18 protein-coding genes and 1 pseudogene are annotated in these 20,863 nt (G+C 35.6%); 3 read left to right on the plus strand and 16 right to left on the minus strand.

Going from position 1 to position 20,863, the window contains the following annotated elements:
* Positions 1-6 precede the first annotated feature (6 nt).
* From FYJ58_RS08010 to rho, 10 genes and pseudogenes are all read right to left on the minus strand, one after another.
* Positions 7-792 carry a TrmH family RNA methyltransferase gene (locus tag FYJ58_RS08010; RefSeq protein ID WP_154519223.1) on the minus strand — a complete coding sequence of 262 codons (786 nt, stop codon included), beginning with the start codon at positions 790-792 and terminating at the stop codon, positions 7-9.
* Between the two features lie 20 nt (positions 793-812).
* Positions 813-1,466 carry a potassium channel family protein gene (locus FYJ58_RS08015; protein WP_154519224.1) on the minus strand — a complete coding sequence of 218 codons (654 nt, stop codon included), beginning with the start codon at positions 1,464-1,466 and terminating at the stop codon, positions 813-815.
* Between the two features lie 20 nt (positions 1,467-1,486).
* Positions 1,487-2,860 carry a TrkH family potassium uptake protein gene (locus tag FYJ58_RS08020; protein WP_328597818.1) on the minus strand — a complete coding sequence of 458 codons (1,374 nt, stop codon included), beginning with the start codon at positions 2,858-2,860 and terminating at the stop codon, positions 1,487-1,489.
* Between the two features lie 316 nt (positions 2,861-3,176).
* Positions 3,177-3,934 (minus strand): annotated as a pseudogene (locus tag FYJ58_RS08025) (methyltransferase domain-containing protein).
* Between the two features lie 314 nt (positions 3,935-4,248).
* Positions 4,249-4,485, minus strand: a complete 237-nt coding sequence (locus FYJ58_RS08030; protein WP_154519225.1) for a KilA-N domain-containing protein — start codon at positions 4,483-4,485, stop codon at positions 4,249-4,251.
* Between the two features lie 262 nt (positions 4,486-4,747).
* Positions 4,748-5,824 (minus strand): peptide chain release factor 1, encoded by a 1,077-nt coding sequence (gene prfA, locus FYJ58_RS08035; RefSeq protein ID WP_154519226.1) that lies wholly within the window; start codon positions 5,822-5,824, stop codon positions 4,748-4,750.
* A 20-nt stretch (positions 5,825-5,844) separates the two neighbouring features.
* On the minus strand, positions 5,845-6,672 hold the full coding sequence (gene prmC / locus FYJ58_RS08040) for a peptide chain release factor N(5)-glutamine methyltransferase (RefSeq protein ID WP_154519227.1): 828 nt from the start codon (positions 6,670-6,672) through the stop codon (positions 5,845-5,847).
* A complete protein-coding gene (locus FYJ58_RS08045) occupies positions 6,669-7,913 on the minus strand; it encodes a DUF1385 domain-containing protein (RefSeq protein ID WP_154519228.1) in 1,245 nt (414 codons plus the stop codon). Before FYJ58_RS08045 ends, prmC begins: the two co-directional genes overlap by 4 nt.
* Before the next feature lie 159 nt (positions 7,914-8,072).
* Positions 8,073-8,282 (minus strand): 50S ribosomal protein L31, encoded by a 210-nt coding sequence (rpmE, locus tag FYJ58_RS08050; protein WP_154519229.1) that lies wholly within the window; start codon positions 8,280-8,282, stop codon positions 8,073-8,075.
* Between the two features lie 158 nt (positions 8,283-8,440).
* A complete protein-coding gene (gene rho / locus FYJ58_RS08055; RefSeq protein ID WP_154519230.1) occupies positions 8,441-9,979 on the minus strand; it encodes a transcription termination factor Rho in 1,539 nt (512 codons plus the stop codon).
* 242 nt (positions 9,980-10,221) lie between these two features.
* Between rho and FYJ58_RS08060 the strand changes: the two genes are divergently transcribed.
* From FYJ58_RS08060 to FYJ58_RS08070, 3 genes are read left to right on the plus strand one after another with little or no spacing between them, the layout of a single operon-like run.
* Entirely contained in the window at positions 10,222-11,376 is a 1,155-nt protein-coding gene (locus FYJ58_RS08060; protein ID WP_154519231.1) for an NAD(P)-dependent malic enzyme, read from the plus strand.
* Positions 11,370-12,296: a TIGR01212 family radical SAM protein gene (locus FYJ58_RS08065; protein WP_154519232.1), complete on the plus strand. Its 927-nt coding sequence runs from the start codon at positions 11,370-11,372 to the stop codon at positions 12,294-12,296. The genes FYJ58_RS08060 and FYJ58_RS08065 overlap by 7 nt, the downstream gene beginning before the upstream one ends.
* Before the next feature lie 37 nt (positions 12,297-12,333).
* Complete coding sequence (locus FYJ58_RS08070; protein WP_154519233.1) at positions 12,334-12,852, plus strand: DUF4364 family protein; 519 nt, start codon at positions 12,334-12,336, stop codon at positions 12,850-12,852.
* Positions 12,853-12,990: 138 nt separating this feature from the next.
* Here FYJ58_RS08070 and yihA read toward each other — a convergent pair whose 3' ends face one another.
* The 6 genes from yihA to glmM all read right to left on the minus strand — a co-directional run bounded on the left by yihA (position 12,991) and on the right by glmM (position 20,761).
* On the minus strand, positions 12,991-13,593 hold the full coding sequence (yihA, locus tag FYJ58_RS08075; protein ID WP_154519234.1) for a ribosome biogenesis GTP-binding protein YihA/YsxC: 603 nt from the start codon (positions 13,591-13,593) through the stop codon (positions 12,991-12,993).
* A 22-nt stretch (positions 13,594-13,615) separates the two neighbouring features.
* Complete coding sequence (gene lon / locus FYJ58_RS08080) at positions 13,616-15,958, minus strand: endopeptidase La (RefSeq protein ID WP_154519235.1); 2,343 nt, start codon at positions 15,956-15,958, stop codon at positions 13,616-13,618.
* 85 nt (positions 15,959-16,043) lie between these two features.
* On the minus strand, positions 16,044-17,342 hold the full coding sequence (gene clpX, locus FYJ58_RS08085; RefSeq protein WP_154519236.1) for an ATP-dependent Clp protease ATP-binding subunit ClpX: 1,299 nt from the start codon (positions 17,340-17,342) through the stop codon (positions 16,044-16,046).
* A gap of 41 nt (positions 17,343-17,383) precedes the next feature.
* The gene (gene clpP, locus FYJ58_RS08090) at positions 17,384-17,968 is read right to left on the minus strand and encodes an ATP-dependent Clp endopeptidase proteolytic subunit ClpP (RefSeq protein WP_154519237.1); all 585 of its coding nucleotides are present in this window, start codon (positions 17,966-17,968) and stop codon (positions 17,384-17,386) included.
* Positions 17,969-18,013: 45 nt separating this feature from the next.
* A complete protein-coding gene (tig, locus tag FYJ58_RS08095) occupies positions 18,014-19,300 on the minus strand; it encodes a trigger factor (RefSeq protein ID WP_154519238.1) in 1,287 nt (428 codons plus the stop codon).
* A gap of 114 nt (positions 19,301-19,414) precedes the next feature.
* Positions 19,415-20,761 (minus strand): phosphoglucosamine mutase, encoded by a 1,347-nt coding sequence (gene glmM / locus FYJ58_RS08100; protein WP_154519239.1) that lies wholly within the window; start codon positions 20,759-20,761, stop codon positions 19,415-19,417.
* Between the last annotated feature and the right edge of the window lie 102 nt (positions 20,762-20,863).

Genomic DNA, 20,863 nt, shown 5'->3' on the forward strand with positions numbered 1-20,863 from the left:
TATCTTTTATTTTTTTAGATTCCTACGCTGTCTATATACCTCATAAACTAAAATTGCAGAAGCAACTGCTGCATTCAAGGATTCTACACTGCCCTCCATTGGAATCTTTACTAGAACATCTGCCATTTCTGCCGTTTCTTCGGTAATTCCATTTGCCTCATTTCCTATTATAATGGCTGTTTTTGCTCCATATCTTTCCTCATCATAATCGTTCTTTCCTTTCAAATGAGAAGCATAAATTATAACCTTTTGCTGTTGCAGATATTCCATCGTCTTTTTAAAGTTTTCCACATAAATGAACGGCATTCTATAAATTGCTCCCATTGTAGAACGGATTACTTTCGGGTTGAAAATATCCACCGATTCCTTACTCATAATAATTCCGGTCACTCCGGCGCCCTCTGCAGTCCTTATAATAGTTCCAAGATTTCCCGGATCCCTTAGGTTTTCTAATAGCAATAACGTAACTCGGTCTTTTTTTACCATATCTTCCAGGTTATATTTTGGCATTTTTGCAAGTGCCAAAACGCCTTGTGGCGTCATCGTGTCAGACATACTTTTCATTACACTATCCGTTACAAGCTCATAATCCATTTCTTCAAAATATGATGGTATGTTTTTATGTTCTTCATAAAAATCTTCTGTCATATATACCTTTTTTAAAAAGCTCTTTGCCTCTTCAAACATTTTCCGTCCTTCTACAATAAAAACCTGTTCTTTTTCACGAAGCTTTGACTTTTTCTGAAGCTGTATAATCTGTTTGACCTGCTGGTTCGATGTACTAGTAATCAAATCATGGACCTCCTGTCTTCCTAATGATTTTGTAATTGACTCAATGTTTCATTTCTTCCAATTACAACTAAAATATCATCACGGTCTATGATTTCCTCTGCAGTCGGATTAAAATTAAATTTTCCTCTATTTTTTACACCAATAACATTAATATCATATTTTGCACGTAAATCAAGCTCGCTTAAAGTCTTTCCATACCATTCCGGAAGTGCATCCAATTCCATCATACTAAATGTTGTAGATAACTCGATTGCATCAAAAAAGTTACCATGAACCAATTTATTTGCAATACGTATTCCTGTTTCTTTTTCCGGAAAAACAACCATATCAGCTCCAACCTTTTTTAGAACTTTCGCTTGTGTATCTGTCTGTACTTTAGCGAGAACATATGGAATTCCTAACTCTTTTACTAGGATTGTAACTAAAACGCTTGCCTCTAAATTTTCTCCAATTGCAATAATTGCACCATCAAAATTGCGAAGTCCAAGTGTAGATAATGTTTCTGCATCTGTTACATCTGCTTTTACTGCGTATGTTACGTATTCAGCTATATCGTGAATTTTCTCTTCATTGTCATCTACAACTAATACTTCACATCCGCTATCCGCCAACGTAAGGGCTACGCTCTTCCCAAATCTTCCTAATCCAAAAACTACAAATTCTTTTTTACCCATTATAAAGATCCTTTCTTCATTTACCCAACTAATATTTTTTCCGGTGGCAGTGACCTTGCAGGTGTGCCATAGTGTTTACGGTTAAAGAACAATGCCAGTGTAATAGGTCCAACTCTTCCAATATACATTGTTATAATAATTATTATCCGACCTATTATCGTAAGGTTACCGGTCAAATTTCTTGTCAATCCAACTGTTCCCAATGCAGAAGTCGTTTCATATAATATATTTAAAAAATCTTTTCCCTCAATTGCGGAAAGTGCTATTGTCATAACGATTAGTACTGCCATATTAATTAAAACAACCGCCATTCCTTTTTTCACAAGCGTATTTGTAATTTTTCGGTGAAAAACTTCTGTATCTTCATTTCCTTTGATTGTCGAAATTACTGCAAGCAACATCATCGCAATCGTTACTGTTTTAACACCTCCTGCAGTTCCGGATGGTGAACCTCCTATAAACATTAAAACAATACATACAAATGAAGTTGTTTCATGTAATCCCTCTTGTGGGATTGTTAAAAATCCTGCTGTCCTTGTTGTCACAGATTGAAAAAGAGACGCCAAAACCTTTTCCCAAACCGGCATTTCTCCAATTGTCTTTGGATTATTAAATTCTAACAAAAATATAAATAAGGCTCCTCCTACAATTAATAAAAAGGTAACAGAAATTACAAGCTTCGAATGTAAGCTAAACTTACTTAGACACTTTCGAAACTTTAATTTTTCTTTTCTTCTCAAGTGCCATACACGCAGTACATCCCACCAAACTGGAAATCCGATTCCTCCTATGATGATTAACGCCATTGTAACTAGATTTATCAAAATGTTGTTCCGATAAGGTGTTAAACTATAATCCCCTATAAGATCCATTCCCGCATTACAAAACGCAGATACAGAATTAAATACAGATTTCCATATTCCCTGCAAAACCCCGTAATCTGGAATATACTGTATCGCATAAAGACAGGCTCCAATTCCTTCTATCAACAAAGTCCCTTCAACAATGCGAATCGTCATTTTAACAAGTCCCTGCAATGTGTCCAGATTATAAGCATTTTGAATTAACAATCTTTCTTTTAACGTAATTCTTCTTCCCATAACCATCAGAACAATTGTAGTAAATGTTACGATTCCCAATCCACCAAGCTGAATTAACAACATAATAATAAACTGACCAAAAAAACTCCAATGCTCTAATGTATTTACTGTCGTTAACCCGGTCACACAAGTGGCTGAAGTTGATGTAAATAAAGCGTCTATATATGGTGTCCATTCCCCACTCCTAGAAGAAATAGGCAACGCTAAAAGCAAAGAGCCTATCATAATACAGACAAAAAAACCACTTGCAATAATCTGTGTAGTCGTTAACTCTTTTCCCCCAATTGTCGGCACCTCAATACCCTCCTAATAACTAATATTTTCTTCTATGTTAATTTTTCTATATATTTCCTTCCATAAATACCACTGACATGGTATTCTACTACAATCCTTATATAATTTCAATAGGTTTCTATTCTTAATTATTGTTTCTGAACGCTTTCTAATCAAAAATCTTTTAAACAGCAAAAAAGTTATTAAAATATGTATTCTTTCCTTTATATCCTATTACTATTCAAACTTTATTAACAGCTGGATATAATAATACATATGATAATAACCTTTAACAGAATCTTTGCTCTTTATCCTTATTTGGCTACACATCAACAATCTATTTCTTTGCTACGATTAAATAGCGATGAATAGTACCTTCAACTTTTCCTTCATCTTCAATTTTTTCTTGCATTTTTATTAAATGTTCAAAGCATCCATCAACTGAAAATTCGGAAAATTCCCATTCAATAATATGTGCAAACCACACAAACGCACCAACATCATAAAACTTAATTGGACGATAGGCTTCCGCTTCCTCAATAATATGAAATCCTGCATCTTCAAATACTTTTTTCTGCTCTTTCAGATTTAAGTGAGGAAATGGTTTCTCTGTATTGGAAGTACCATTTCTACCAAATCTCTATCATTATCTCCACCAACTTGCTCGGTTATAAATATTCCACCTTTTTTTAGTAAGCGGTATAATTCTTCCGCATTAAAATCTCCATGCCTATTTATAATCACATCAAAACTTTCATTTTCAAATGGAATATTTGTTGGATTATCACATTCTCTGAAAGCAATTCCAAGTGGTACTAATCTTTCCTTACATAATTCTACATTTGGTTGGTATCCTTCTGTTGCCGCAGTTTTATGAAATGGATGTTTCAAAGATAATAAAAACTCGCCACCGCCAGTATCATAATCCAAGATATTCATATCATCATTCAAATACCGTTTGATTATCTTTTCATAATCCCATGGTAAATCCATCTCTTCTTCATACCTACCATGAATGTGAGAAAAATCCCAACCATGAATATGTGCTACTTTTTCTTCATTTCTCCAAATTGCTTTTAATTCTGTTCTTTTCATTTTAACTGCATCCTTTCCAAACTATTATTTACAGAGTAACGGTTCGGTGCAGTTCCTGACAACATAAGTCTAAACTTTCTATTAACCTCGATACAATCTGTTGTCAGTTTTAAAACTGCACCGAGTAGTTAATTCGCTTTATCATCTCTAACCTCCACAGATATAAATTTATATTTCTATATTATATAACAATCTAAACTTTCACACAACTCATTTATCACTCTTTATAACTCCAACTGTACAAAAAGTATATTACCTAAACTGCTTAAAGTCAAGGTAACGCACTCCATTCCATCTCATATCTATTTTCTCGCCTAAGCCAATCTCCCATAGTTCTCCTGCATCTTGGCCAACTTCGCACTTTGGTCGCCCTCACGGAACAAATCTTCCCATATTCCTAAAAACTCAATTGTATTTTTGTTTCTTAGCCATTTTTCTATTAAAACAACACCATTTTCAATATTTCTTACCATATCAGTAAGAGATATATAATCTTCTTTCTCAAATTTTATTACTTGTATTTCTGTGTTATTGACCAATATTTTACTCATAGATTTCCGCGTCCAAAACATTTGTTCTGTATTAATTATATCATCATTAACATAGAATCACGAGAACATTTGTTCTTTCATTATGAGATACGAAAGTAATTTTCAGGGAGAGCTATACATACATCAAAGCCGCCCAAATAGGGGTGTACAGTACCTAAAAAGAAAAACGGTCGATGACATGTGTCAAAGACCGTTTCTTTTACGATTTTATTCAATTCATATATACTGATATTTTTCAGAAATTCCAGCAAAATCAATGGTTTTAGCCTTCGTTTTGCATGCGGCTTAACTTCGCCGCCTGATCTGCCGCAATCAGATTATCAATCACCTCATACAAATCGCCATCCAATATATCATTCAATCGATGGGACGTAAATTTAATTCTATGATCCGTCACTCGTCCCTGTGGGAAGTTATAAGTACGAATCTTTTCGGAACGATCTCCTGTTCCTACCTGGCTTCTTCTTGCCTCTGCCTCTGCATCATGTGCTTTTTGTTGTTCTAATTCGTATAAACGGGAACGTAATACCTTTAATGCTTTGTCTTTATTTTTCAACTGGGATTTTTCATCCTGGCAGGAAATTACGATTCCTGTTGGTATATGGGTAAGTCTTACTGCGGAGTCGGTTGTATTTACACACTGACCACCGTTTCCTGATGCACGGAATACGTCAAATTTACAATCGTTCATATCAAGTTGTACATCAACTTCTTCTGCTTCTGGCATAATGGCTACTGTTGCAGTTGATGTATGAATACGACCACCAGATTCTGTTACCGGGATTCGTTGGACACGATGCACTCCACTTTCGTATTTTAACTTGGAGTAAGCTCCCTCTCCGTTTATCATAAAGATGACTTCTTTAAATCCTCCAATTCCATTTTCGTTTAAGTTCATCATGTCTACTTTCCAACGGTTACGCTCTGCGAAACGAGAATACATACGGAATAATTCAGCTGCAAATAAAGCTGCTTCATCTCCACCTGCACCACCACGGATCTCAACGATAACGTTTTTCTCATCGTTAGGGTCTTTTGGAAGTAATAATATTTTTAAATCATTTTCAATATCACTTAATTTTGCCTTACAGTCATTTAATTCTTCTTTTGCAAGCTCACGCATCTCTTCATCATTTTCTTCTTCTAAAATTGCAAGACTATCTTCAATTCCTTCTTTTGCTGCTTTGTATTCTTTATACTTTTCTACAATTGGATTTAAGTCTGTCTGCTCTTTCATTAATTTACGAAAACGTTCCTGATCATTAATACAGCTTGGTTCTGCTAATTCATTTAGTATTTCTTCAAAACGAATTAAAATATCTTCTAACTTATCAAACATCTTTTTTCCTCCATATATTTTTAAAGCTTAGCACTTACAACACGGTCGAGTTGTGCCAAATCTTTTTTTACTTTAATCTCACTATATCCTGCTTCTTCTAAAAGTCTGCTGACTGCTTCTCCCTGATTATACCCAATTTCAAAAAAGATTCTTCCTCCTTGATTAAGATGAAAAACGGATTGCTCTATGATTTTTTTATAAAAATAAAGTCCATCTTCCATCCCGTCCAGTGCAATTCTAGGCTCATGTAATCGCACCTCCGGCATAAGACAGTCAACTTCCCTGCTTTCGATATAAGGAGGATTGGAAACAATAATATCAAATGTTTCATTTATTTGAGTAAATAAATCACTTTGAACAAATCTAACCTCACTTTGATTTCGAACTGCATTCTTTTTAGCAACTTTTAATGCTTCACTCGAAATATCTGCTCCAACTCCTACATGCAAATCGACTTCTTTTGACAAACTAATCAAAATACATCCTGAACCTGTACACATATCTAATATCTTCTTGCCGGAAGCATATGGAACTATTTCTTCTACTAAAATTTCTGTATCCTGTCTTGGAATTAATACATGTTCATTCACATAAAACGAATATCCCATAAATTCCTGTTCACCAGTTATATGTTGCAGAGGAATATGACTTTTTCTTTTTTCAATTAATGTAATATATTCTCTTTCTTTTTCTTCTGAAACAGGCTTATTCCTGTCCAGCAAAAAAGATACCCGACTCATATGGAAACAATATTCCATAAGATACCAGGCATCTAATTTTGCATCTTCAATGTAAGCATCTTTTAGCCTTGATTCACCATTTCGAAGTAATTCTTCTATCGTTTTCATTCTCTTTTATTCTCTTCATATATAAAAAACTTATCCAACGCTCTCAAGATTTCATCATCTTCTTCTCCGTCTAAAAGACTATCTCGTTGCAAATCTCGTTCTAAAGATGATGTTTCCAACTCTCTGGCTCTTCTTGCTTCTCTTGCGGATTTTAAATCAACTACTTTTGACTTAGTCTGCTTGCTTTTCTGCAAAGTTTCTTTTGTTTCCTGATTTAAGAACAAACCGTCTAATGTATCTTCCTCATCATTGCTTTTTGTCACAGAAGCCTCTTCGATTGGATTTTTCGAAAGCAGCTTCATTTTTCCACTTCTTTGTCTTTCACCTTCCTGATATGCACGCCAGTCAAATACTGCCTCCACTGATTGGATTGCAACTTCTATCATAGCATCGTCAGGTTCCCTTGTTGTAAGATTCTGAAGCCAAAGTCCCGGTTTACTAAAGAAATTTACAAGAAAAGAATCGCTATTTCCTGCCAGACGAATGAATTCATAAGATACTCCTGCAATTACAGGTACTAATAAAATTCGCGAAACCATTCTCATCCATAAATTATCAAACCGCAAAAAAATGAAGAAAACTACACTTATAAACATAACCAAAAACATAAAACTCGTTCCACAACGTTTGTGCTGTCTTGAACATTCCCTTACATTTTCTATCGTTAGTTCTTTTCCATTTTCAACACAATTGATTGTTTTATGCTCCGCCCCATGATACATAAATACCCGTTTTATATCTTGCATTTGCGATATCATAAGTACATAAGCTATAAACAATGTAATTCGTATTAATCCTTCCACCAATGCCAGAATCTTTATATTGTCAGTTAGCCCGCTGAAAAACTCTGCTGCAAATAACGGAAGAATCATGAAAATTCCAATTGCGATTGCAATTGATGCAATTATTGTCAATGCCATTACAACTGCTTCCGCTTTTTCTTTAAAAAGCTTCCCCATTGTCTTTTCTAACTTGCTTTCTTTTTCTTCTTCCTCTTCTTCATAGAAACTTGCAGAATAAGTCAACGTCTTAGTTCCAATTACCATTGACTCTATAAATGCTATAACACCTCGAATAATCGGAAATCTTGCAATTGGATGTTTCTCTCCTACACTGTGATATTCTTCTATTTTAACTTCAATCTTATGATCTGGTCTTCTTACTGCAACGGCGTACTTATCTTTATTTTTCATCATTACGCCCTCAAGAACAGCCTGTCCCCCTATTCCAGATGACTTCATATACTCACCACTTTCCCGCTCATCAAACTCATATTTTTATTTACCCGAATAACCTCTTTATAATCCATCTATTCTAATTGTAAACTTTCGTATACAAACTATATCTTCAAATTCAAAAATAGGCTGAGATTACGGAATCTCAACCTAGTTTTATACTTATTAGTTGTTTTGAGTAAAACCGTATTTACGGTTGAACTTATCAATTGCACCACGAGCTGCAGCAGCTTTCTGCTGACCTGTGTAGAATGGATGACATTTAGAACAAACTTCTACGTGGATATCTTCCTTTGTTGATCCTGTTACAAACTCATTACCGCAGTTACATGTAACCTTTGCCTGGTAATAATTTGGATGGATTCCTTCTCTCATATTATTCACCTCTTTACAATTTTTATCGGTTTCCAACCGATTTGTGTTTCTACGTTTCTATAAACAGCTTTTTCATTATAACATAGCTTATCCTTTTATGCAAGCCATATTTTATCCTTACAGCGACAAGTACCGCGAACACAAATTTTATACTATAATTAATTTAAAATTTTAACTTTTCGTATCATTTCAATAAATTCTTTATTATTCTTCGTCTTCAAAAACATATTAATAATTTGTTCCAAAGCTTCATCGGAACGCATTCCATTTAATGCTTTGTGCATCAAGTAATTTGCCTCTGTTTCATCCTGTGTAAGCAATAAATCATCTCTTCGTGTACTGGATTTCATTAAATCAATTGCAGGGAAGATTCTTTTTTCCGATAATCCTCTGTCTAATACTAATTCCATGTTACCAGTACCCTTAAACTCTTCAAAAATTACGTCATCCATGCGACTTCCTGTCTCAACCAGTGCAGTTGCCAAAATAGTAAGGCTTCCACCTTCACGCATATTTCTTGCAGCACCAAAAAATTTCTTCGGCATATAAAGAGCCGCTGGATCAAGCCCTCCGGAAAGTGTACGCCCACTTGCCTGTACTGTCAAGTTGTAAGCTCTTGCAAGTCTTGTAATACTATCAAGTAATACAATGACATCTTTTTTATGCTCAACCAATCGTCTTGCACGCTCAATTACCATTTCCGATACTCTTTTGTGATTTTCTGGTAATTCATCAAATGTTGAATAAATAACCTCCACATTTTTGCCTTCAATTGATTCTTTGATATCTGTTACTTCTTCAGGACGTTCATCAATTAACAATATAATTAAATGCATCTCCGGATGATTTTTGGTTATAGCTTTTGCAACTTGCTTCAAAAGAGTAGTTTTGCCGGCTTTTGGAGGAGATACAATCATTCCTCGCTGCCCTTTACCAATTGGTGAAACCAAATCAACCATTCTCATTCCGATCCCCGCACCCGGTGTTTCTAAGTGGATTCTTCTATTTGGAAAAATAGGTGTCATATCTTCAAATTTCTTACGTCTTTGTGCTTCGGATGGATGAAAACCATTTACAGATTTCACATAAAGTAAAGCACTGAACTTTTCATTCTGGTTACGAATTCTAGTATTTCCAATTACAATATCACCAGTTTTCAAATTAAAACGACGAATCTGTGCTGGAGATACATAGACATCATTTTCTCCCGGCAGATAATTATCACAGCGAATAAATCCATAGCCATCTGGTAAAACTTCCAAAATTCCTTCCTTCGTTTCACCGCTATCAAGCTGTTCCATCTCACTTGCTATTCCTCTATTCTCTTTATTTTCTCTGCTTTCCTTACCATATTCTTTTTGGGTTTCTTTTACATTATCTGTATGAGAAGATTCTCTATGATTTGCACTATTCAGATTTGACTTACTTTCTTTGCTCTTTTCTGTCGATTTTGCATTTGTTTTCAAAGTTTGTTTTTTTGATTCTTCGTTTTTTCCTTTTTTCGTTTTCTTATCTGTATCTGTCTCACCCTGCTTCGCTTTCTCTTTTGCTTCAATAGAAACCTTTTTATTTTCTTGGGTTTCTGTCATTACATCTATCAATTCTTGTTTTCTCAACGTAGAAATACTTTTTATCCCCATTTCTTTTGCCAATACTTTTAACTGGGCAAGGGACATTTTCTCTAAATTATTATTCATATTTTCTCCTTTAATACTGGATTTCATAGCAGATATGCCAGAAAAGACTCCGATATGTATCTAAAACTATAGCTAATAATTTCATTATACACATTATTTTATAAAATGCAAATTTTTTCTCTACTACAAAAGACCCAATAATCCTTATCTTGATTTCAGATTTTTATAGTGTTATGATTAACATGTTATTGTAAACCATATTCATATTATATATTGTAATAAGAAACAATAGGAGAAAAAAAATGACCGTAAATGAAAAAGCTTTAGAACTTCACAAGGAATGGAACGGAAAACTTGATACAACACCCAAATGCTCTGTAAAATCCAGAGAAGCTCTTTCTCTTGCCTATACCCCAGGGGTTGCAGAACCTTGCAGGGTTATTGCAAAAGACAAAGAAGCTGCTTACCAATATACAATAAAATCGAATACAGTTGCTGTTGTATCAGATGGCAGTGCTGTTTTAGGTCTTGGCAACATTGGTCCATACGCTGCCATGCCTGTTATGGAAGGCAAAGCAGTATTATTTAAGGAATTTGGCGGAATAAACGCATTTCCAATTTGCCTTGACACCCAAGATACAGAAGAAATCATAAAAACAATCGTTAATATTGCCCCTGCTTTCGGCGGTATCAATTTAGAAGATATTTCCGCACCACGTTGTTTTGAAATTGAAGAACGTTTGAAACAATTATTGGACATCCCTGTATTTCACGATGATCAGCACGGAACTGCAATCGTTGTTCTTGCAGGTGTAATAAATGCTTTAAAAGTAGTAGGAAAGCAAAAAGAAGATTGTAAGGTAGTTGTAAATGGTGCTGGTTCAGCAGGCATTGCAATTACAAAGCTTCTACTTTCTTATGGCTTCCCAAATATTATCATGTGCGATAAATCAGGTATTCTGTCTAAGAATTCATCTGATTTAAATTGGAAGCAAAAAGAAATGATGGAAGTCACTAATCGTTCAAATGTAACAGGAACATTAGCAGAGGCTTTAAAAGGAGCTGATATCTTTATTGGTGTTTCTGCTCCTAACATCGTAACAAAAGAAATGGTTGCTTCTATGAATCAAGATGCTATCCTATTTGCAATGGCGAATCCTGTGCCTGAAATTATGCCAGATGAGGCACTTTTGGCAGGTGCCAAAGTAGTCGGAACCGGACGTTCTGATTTCCCTAACCAAGTCAATAACGTTGTGGCATTTCCCGGTATATTCAAAGGAGCTTTAGAGGGACGTGCAAGTCAAATCACAGAAGAAATGAAGCTTGCAGCCGCTCTTGCAATTGCAGGACTTGTAAAAGAAGAAGATTTAAGCCCTACAAACATCATGCCAGAGGCTTTTGACCCACAAGTTGCCAAAGTTGTAAGTGAAGCAGTAAAGGCACATATCCCATGTTAGAACGAAAAACATGGGGCGAAAAGCGATATTACTCCCTTGACTACTACTTAAAACAAATCTTTGGCGAAAAGGTATACAAAGTAGCTTTGAATGGTGGCATGACCTGTCCAAACCGGGATGGGAAGTTAGATACACGTGGCTGTATTTTTTGTAGTTCCGGAGGCTCAGGCGACTTTGCCGCTCCAATATGCAAAAATGTAACCGAACAAATTAATCTTGCAATCGACGGAATTAAAAAAGCGAAATCCGTGGGTAACAAATTTATTGCATATTTTCAGGCTTATACAAACACTTACGCCCCAATTGACCATTTAGAGCGTATTTTTACAGAGGCAATTAACCACCCTTCCATTGTTGCCTTATCAATTGGAACAAGACCGGACTGTCTGGGGAATGACATTCTTGACCTTTTAGAACGCCTCAACAAGATAAAACCCGTCTGGATTGAATTAGGTCTTCAGACTTGTCATGATGAAACTGCCCGTTTCATACGAAGAGGTTACCCACTAAGCGTATTTGACCAGGCAGTCGCACAACTGACAAAAAGAAATATAGACATCATCGTTCATATCATCATAGGTCTTCCCAACGAAACAAAAGAAATGCTCTTAGAAACAATTGCCCACGTCGCTTCCCTTCCTATACAAGGAATAAAGCTTCAGCTTCTTCATGTCTTAAAAGGAACAGACTTAGCGGATTATTTAGGGACATTTCCTATTCTAACTATGGAGCAATATATCGACTGGGTAATTTCGTGCCTCGAACATCTGCCACCGGACATCGTAATTCACCGACTTACCGGCGATGGACCAAAAAAACTATTATTAGAGCCACAATGGAGCTCCCACAAAAAAATGGTAATGAATCAAATCAATCGCGAATTAAAACTTAGGGATACCTGGCAGGGACGTCTTATCTAGTCCTGCCGGCATTAAATAATTAAGGAGTTGATCAGATATGGAATCAAATGCTATGACCTTATATAAGTTAATTATTCTATTTATTTTAGATAAAGTTGACTTTCCTTTGACCAATGCTCAGATATCCAATCTGATTTTGGAGAAGGAGTATACAAACTACTTTACAATTCAACAGGCAATCAATGAATTGGAAAGTTCCGAGTTAATTAAAGGGGACACAATTAGAAACAGTTCCTATTTCCAAATCACAGACGCAGGACACGAAACATTAAGCTTTTTCAATAAAGAAATTTCAGATGCCATCAAAGAAGAAATTCTTGACTATTTGAAGGAGAATAAATATGAATTGCGTGAAGAAGTTTCTACGGTTGCTGACTATTATGAGGCAAAAAAAGGCGAATATATCGCACATTGCTACGTAAAAGAAATGGATAGCAAAGTAATTGAAATCAGCCTAAGTGTTCCTACCGAAGAAGAGGCAATCGAAATCTGTAATCATTGGAGAGATAAAAGTCAAAAGATTTATGCGTTTGCTATGAAAGAATTGATGCTTTAGGTAAGGACGGAACTATCTTTCGAAACACGGGAAGAACGGAGCATTTCCCCATCGCTCCGTTCTTCCCGTTATTCTAAATTAGTTTTCTCCTTTTATGAATTCCAAATATAAAAAAGCAAAAAATTTACAAGTACAATCCTATTTTTCACTCTGATAAAACTCCATCATATCTTCAATATACTCCCATATCTCATCCCGACCACTTTTATTCAAAGCAGAAAATGGAATAATAGGCGTACCTTCGATGCAATTTAATTTTTTTCGAATCATCGTTGTATGCTTAAGCAATTGTCCTTTGCTGATTTTATCTGATTTTGTTGCAATAATAATTGGATTATAACCATAATTTACACTCCAATTATACATATCTACATCATTTTGTCCCGGCTCATGGCGAATATCTACTAAAAGGAATAAAATGCGAAGCTGTTTTGTTTTCTTCAGATAATTTTCTATCATCTTTCCCCATTTGACTTTCATTTCTTTTGAGATTTTGGCATAACCATACCCCGGAAGATCTACAAAATACAATGCATCATTGATATTATAAAAATTAATTGTCTGTGTCTTTCCAGGCTGTTGTGATGTTCTTGCATATGATTTTCGATTCATAAGTGCATTGATTAGGGAAGATTTTCCTACATTAGATTTTCCCGCAAAGGCTACCTCCATTTTGTCATTTTCAGGAAGTTTGCTTGTAATTCCACATACCGTTTCCAGATTCACCTTTGTTACGTTCATATTTTTTCCTTTCTAACACACTTTAACACAATGCGTATTCTAATACTTGTTCCATTTGTTCTACATACTGAATTTCAAGTCCTGATTTAATTTCAGCTTCTATTTCTTCAATATCTTTTTCGTTTTTCTTTGGAACTAATACGGTTTTTATTTTCGCTGCTTTGGCAGCTAATATTTTTTCTTTTAAACCTCCAACCGGAAGAACCCTTCCTCTTAATGTAATCTCTCCTGTCATCGCAACATCTCTTCGCACTTTCTTGTTTGTTATCGCTGATAACATTGCTGTTGCCATTGTTATTCCCGCTGATGGTCCATCCTTTGGTACAGCACCTTCCGGAATATGGATATGAATATCATGCTCTGCAAAGAATTCTTTATCAATCCCTTTTTGCTCACTAACAGAACGTATGTAACTGATTCCTGCCATCGCTGATTCTTTCATCACGTCACCTAATTGTCCTGTCAACTTGAATTCACCTTTTCCCGGCATGACATTTACTTCAATTTCTAACGTATCACCACCAACGCTCGTCCATGCTAATCCTCTTACAATACCTATTTCATCTTGTTCGTTTAATTCGGTATAGGTGTATTTTACCTTTCCAAGATATTGCTCCAGATTTTTAGTTGTAACTTTGACCTGTTTTGGCTGAACCGATTTGCCTGCACGCTTTGTCTGTTTCTCCAACAGTTCTCTCGCGGATTTTCTGCATATTTCTCCAAGTCTTCGCTCTAACGTGCGGACTCCTGCTTCTCTTGTATATCCATGAATAATCTGTTCTAAAGCGCGATCGGAAATGGAAAGGTCTGTTTCCTTCAGACCATTTTTTTGTTTTGTTTTTGGAATTAAATGCTCTTTCGCTATATGATATTTTTCATTTTCTGTATAGCTGCTTACTTCTATTATTTCCATACGGTCTAACAATGGTCTTGGGATTGTCTGGGTTGAATTAGCTGTGGCAATAAATAATACTTCTGATAAATCCATTGGAAGTTCCACATAATGGTCTACAAAATGACTATTTTGTTCACTATCTAATACCTCTAACAGAGCGGAGGAAGTATCTCCCTTATAGTCGCTGCTGACTTTATCAATTTCATCTAATAAAATCAGTGGATTTTTTACCCCTGCCTGTCGCAGTCCGGTCACAAGACGTCCCGGCATTGCTCCCACATAGGTTTTTCGATGCCCACGAATTTCTGCCTCATCTCTAATACCTCCAAGGCAAATTCTTACGTATTTTTTGTTTAATGCTCTTGCCACAGAACGGGCAATTGATGTTTTTCCTGTTCCCGGAGGTCCTACCAGGCAAATAATTGGACTTTCTCCCTTTGAAGTTAACGCCCTGACTGCTAAAAATTCCAGCACTCTCTCTTTTACCTTTTTCAAGCCATAATGGTCTTCATTTAAAACATCTTCGGCATGCTTAATGTCATTACTGTCTTTACTTTTTTTGTCCCATGGAAGAGAAAGTAATGTTTCGATATATCCTCTGCTTACTGCACTTTCGGCAGAACTTGAAGAGATAGTACGAAAACGTGCGATTTCTTCTTTTATTTTATCTTTTATTGCTTTTGATGCTTTTAACTTATTTAAGGCTTCCATATACTTGTCCGCCTCACTTACTACATCGCTTTCTCCTAATTCCTGACGAATTACTTTCAATTGTTCCCGAAGCAAGTATTCTTTTTGGTTTTTATCAACTTCTTCTTTTACCTTTGCCTGGAATTCCTTTTTTATTCGAATTACCTCAATTTCCTTTGTTAATATGGTAGCAAGACAATTAAAACGGTCTTCCAGATTCAATTCATTTAATACTGCCTGTTTATCTTCTAAACTTATTGCTATATTCCCGGCTATCTCATCAATCATCTTGTCCACATTTTTTATATCCGCTATTTTTCTTAAAAATGCAATCGAAGATTTTCCGTTTGCAGCAGCATAAATGTTCATCAATTCTTTTAACTGCCGAAGCATTGCTTCTTCTTCGATTAAACTAAGATGCTCTCTATCTGTATCTTCCTGCACTTCAACAACTGCTTTTAAATAATGTGGTTCATCTAGCATTTCTTCTAATGTTGCCCGCTCAATTCCCGTTACCATTACCCTCATCTGTTCTTCCGGTAATCGTACTAATTGTTTCACGATACAAATTGTTCCCACATCATATAAGTCTTCCCGACTTGGTAATTCCACCATATCATCCTGCTGGGCAACAATAAATACTGTCTGGTCGGAAAGTAAAGCTTCTTCTATTGCCGCAACTGTTATCTTTCTTCCTACATCAAAATGAATCATCATTCCCGGAAGGACATTCATTCCTCTTAATGCAATAACAGGCATTATGCGTGTATTTTTGCTCATCTCTTTAGCTTCCTTTCTTTAAAGGTTTTTACACCATTTACAAATAGAACACTATACCGAACGAAGCAGTATAGTGTTCCCTCTATTAAGCTATTTCATTATCATTACTTTTTCTTGAAGATTTCTTACCTATTGCTTTTTTAGGCTTATCTTCAATTGAATAGATTAGTTCCGGTTCATCCAGTCCCTTTGCGGCATCACCTGTAATCACGCAACGGGTAACTCCGTTTTCAGAAGGAATCTTGTACATAGAATCCATCATAACGGATTCCATAATTGCTCTCAAGCCTCTGGCTCCTGTCTTACGCTCAAACGAACGATGTGCAATCTCTCTAATCGCCTCATCTGTAAATTCTAAGTCGACACCATCTAATTCAAATAGCTTCTTATATTGTTTTGTAATTGCATTTTTTGGCTCTGTTAAAATTCGAACCAATGCATCTTCATCTAATAAGTCTAATCCAACGCTGACCGGAACACGTCCGACAAACTCTGGAATTAAACCATATTTTACAAAATCTTGTGGTAATACTTTTTTAAATAACTCACCAACATTTTCTTCTGTCTTGTCTGCAATCTTTGCATTAAATCCAATTGATTTTTCTCCAATACGAGATTCTATAATCTTCTCTAATCCATCGAATGCACCGCCACAAATAAATAAAATGTTTGTCGTATCAATCTGTATAAATTCCTGATGTGGATGCTTTCTGCCTCCTTGTGGTGGAACACTTGCAATCGTTCCCTCCAAGATTTTTAAGAGTGCCTGCTGTACACCTTCACCAGACACATCTCTGGTAATTGATGTATTCTCAGACTTTCTCGTAATCTTGTCAATCTCATCAATATAAATAATACCATGCTCAGCACGCTCAACATCATAGTCGGCAGCCTGAATTATTTTAAGTAAAATATTTTCAACATCTTCACCAACATAACCTGCTTCTGTCAATGCAGTCGCATCTGCAATCGCAAATGGTACATTCAAAAGCTTTGCTAATGTCTGCGCTAAAAACGTCTTACCAGAACCGGTTGGTCCTACCATAATGATATTACTTTTTTGAATCTCGACATCAAGGTCTTTTTCTGCCATAACACGTTTGTAATGATTATAGACAGCAACTGCTAATGCCATTTTTGCTTCATCCTGACCAATTACATATTGATCCAGAAATTCTTTGATTTCAATTGGTTTTAAAAGATTAATTCCCTCTTCTACTTCACTGGCATCCTCAAATTCCTCATCTATAATCTCGGAACAAATCTCGATACATTCATCACAAATATATACATTAGGTCCTGCAATCAACTTACGAACCTGATCTTGTGTTTTATTACAGAACGAGCATCTTAACTGCTTTCTTTCATCTCCTCGATTTGCCATTCTTTTTTCTCCTAATCTATCAAACTGATTGTCGCCAAGGATTAAGCATGCTTTGTAATAATGCTGTCAATAAGACCATAATCAAGTGCCTCTTTGGCAGTCATATAATTATCTCTTTCTGTATCGATTTCAATAACATCCAATGGCTTTCCTGTATTTGCTGCAAGAATTTCATTTAATTTTTTCTTTGTCTTTAAAATATTGTCTGCAACAATCTTAATATCAGTAGCCTGACCTTTTGCCCCACCAGATGGCTGGTGAATCATTACTTCGGCATTTGGAAGAGCAAATCTCTTTCCTTTTGCTCCACCGGCTAAAAGAAATGCTCCCATGCTGGCTGCCATTCCGATACATGTAGTGGAAACGTCACATTTGATATAGTTCATTGTATCATAAATCGCCATACCTGCGGTAACAGAACCACCCGGGCTGTTGATATATAAGTTAATATCTTTTCCAGGGTCCTCAGACTCTAAAAATAATAGCTGTGCTACAATTACACTTGCAGATACATCGGTTACTTCTTCACCTAAAAATATGATTCTATCTTTTAATAGTCTTGAATAGATATCGTAGGATCTTTCACCCCTGCTCGTCTGTTCAATGACATAAGGTACTAAACTCATATAATTCCCTCCAGTCTTTTCAAACTCTGCTAATATGTTTAACGATTATGCTTCAACTGCTGAATCTACAATTAAGTCTACTGCTTTTTGAACAGCCATGTCAAGAGCAATTTGTTCTCTTTCATTGTCACCAAGAAGTCCTTTTAGTTTTTCAACTTCCATCTTGTACATAGCAGCCATATCTTCGATTTCTTTTTCGATATCTTCTTCTGTTGCTTCAATATTTTCAGCTTTTACGATTTCTTCAAGAACTAATCTTGTCTGAATCCGTTGTAATGCCTGAGGACGAAGTGTTTCTAAGAATTTCTTTGCATCTAATCCTGTAAACTGGAAGTACTGTTCAATTGATAATCCCTGAGATTGAACTCTTTGTGCAAATTCATCTGCCATTTGTCTTACTTGGGATTCTACCATTGGATCTGGTATTTCCATTGTAGCATTCTCAACTGCTTTTAATACAACAGCTTCTTCTTTTGCTTTCTTTGCTTCCTCAGCTTTTCTTTCTTCTAAATGTTTCTGTACATCTTCTTTATATTCTTTTAATGTTTCAAATTCAGAAACGTCTTGTGCAAAATCATCATCTAATTCCGGTAATTCTTTCACTTTGATTTCTTTAATTTTTACTTTAAATGTTGCTGGCTTTCCTGCAAGTTCTTTTGCATGATATTCTTCTGGGAAAGTAACATTTACTTCTACATCTTCATCTAAATTCTTTCCAATTAATTGTTCTTCGAATGTATCAATGAAAGAGTGAGAACCAATTGTTAATGGATAATCTTCACCTTTTCCGCCTTCGAATGCAACACCATCAACAAATCCTTCAAAATCAATTACTGTTAAGTCACCATCTTGAATTGGACGGTCATCTACTGTAATTGTTCTGGAATTTTGTTCTCTTACACGGTCTAGTTCCTTTGTTACATCTTCTTCTGTTACTTTGGCATCTTGTTTTTCAACTTCTAAACCTTTGTAATCGCCAAGTGTTACTTCCGGACGAACTGCAACTGTAGCTGTAAAAATAAAAGATTTTCCTTTTTCAATTTGTACTACATCAATTTCTGGCTGAGATACAATTTCTAATTCACATTCATCAGCTGCTTTTTCATAAGCACCTGGGATAATTGAATTAGCAGCATCTTCATAAAAGATTCCTGCACCATACATTTTTTCAATCATTGCACGAGGTGCTTTTCCTTTACGGAATCCCTGAATATTGATTTTACCTTTATTTTTATGATAAGCTTTATCCATTGCTGCTTCAAATTCTTCTGCACTTACTTCTATTGTAAGCTTTGCCATATTCTTTTCTAAATTTTCTACCTGTAAACTCATTCTAAAATTTCCTCCTTAAACTTGTATCTATAGTTGTTTCCGACTATCCGTACATTCGCTATACAGTATAGCACGAGTTATCCTAAATTTCCATAAATATTTGCCTGTATTGCTCTATTTTATTACATATCCCTGCTTTTCTAATGCAGTTACAATACAATCAACACATTCTTCACATAAATCATGTGACTTCGCTTCTACCATAACACGTAAAACCGGTTCTGTTCCACTCTCTCGCAATAGGACTCTTCCATCTTCGCCTAATTTTTCCGTAACAGCTTCCACTGCTTTCTTTACTTCTTCATCGCTAGTCGCTGCACGTTTATCTGCAACTCTTACATTTTTCAATAACTGAGGATAGATTGTAATGTCCTTTATTAAATTCGATAACTTTGTTTTCTTTTCTAACATTACCTCCATTAACATAAGAGAAGTTAAAACACCATCACCTGTTGTAGCATATTTTCGGAAAATAATATGTCCGGACTGTTCTCCACCCAGCTCATGACCATTCTGAATCATATTTTCAAATACATATTTATCACCTACTGTTGTCTTCTCATAAGAAATTCCGGCTTCATCAAATGCCTTATATAATCCTAAATTGGACATAATTGTTGTGACAACTGTATTATTAGCCAGGTTACCTCTTTCTTTCATATACACACCACAAATATAAAGGATTAAGTCACCATCAATAATATTTCCCTTATCATCAATTGCTAAACAACGGTCTGCATCTCCGTCATATGCAAATCCAACATCAAGACCATTTTCTTTTACAAATTTTTGCAACACTTCAATATGTGTAGAACCACAATCTTTATTGATGTTCGTTCCATCCGGCTCATTATGAATTACATACGTTCTTGCACCTAATGCATCAAATACTCCCTTTGCAACAGAAGAGGCTGAACCATTTGCACAATCCAAGCCTACTTTGACATCTTTAAAGGAACGGGTTGCTAAAGACATAAGATATCCTATGTATCTGTGACGACCAACCGAATGGTCAATGACACATCCTATCTTTTCTTTTGTCGCATATGGTAATGTATCTTCTTCACTATCAATATAGTTCTCTATTAAGTTCTCTATTTCCGCTTCTAGCTTTTGTCCATTACCATTTAATATTTTGATTCCATTATCATAATATGGATTATGGCTTGCAGAAATCATTACACCACAATCAAAATCTTCACTACGTATTACATAGGAAACACTTGGTGTTGTAGTTACATGTAAAAGGTACACATCGGCACCACTTGCTGTCAATCCCGCTGATAATGCATCTTCAAACATATAGCTGGAACGTCTGGTGTCTTTTCCTATGACAACTCTTGCTTTATGGTCTTTTCCATAGTAATGTCCTAAAAATCTTCCTATTTTGTATGCGTGTACTACATTCAACCCAACATTAGCTTCCCCACGGAAACCATCTGTACCAAAATATTTACCCATTTTTTCTGCTCCTTTATTTAGGTTTCTACTGACAAAAAAAAATGTCTCAGCTTTCATAGTATCATACTTTTATGAGAAATTCAACTATTTCGTTCCTTCTGT

The organism is Velocimicrobium porci (assembly GCF_009696045.1).
GTDB lineage: Bacteria > Bacillota > Clostridia > Lachnospirales > Lachnospiraceae > Velocimicrobium > Velocimicrobium porci.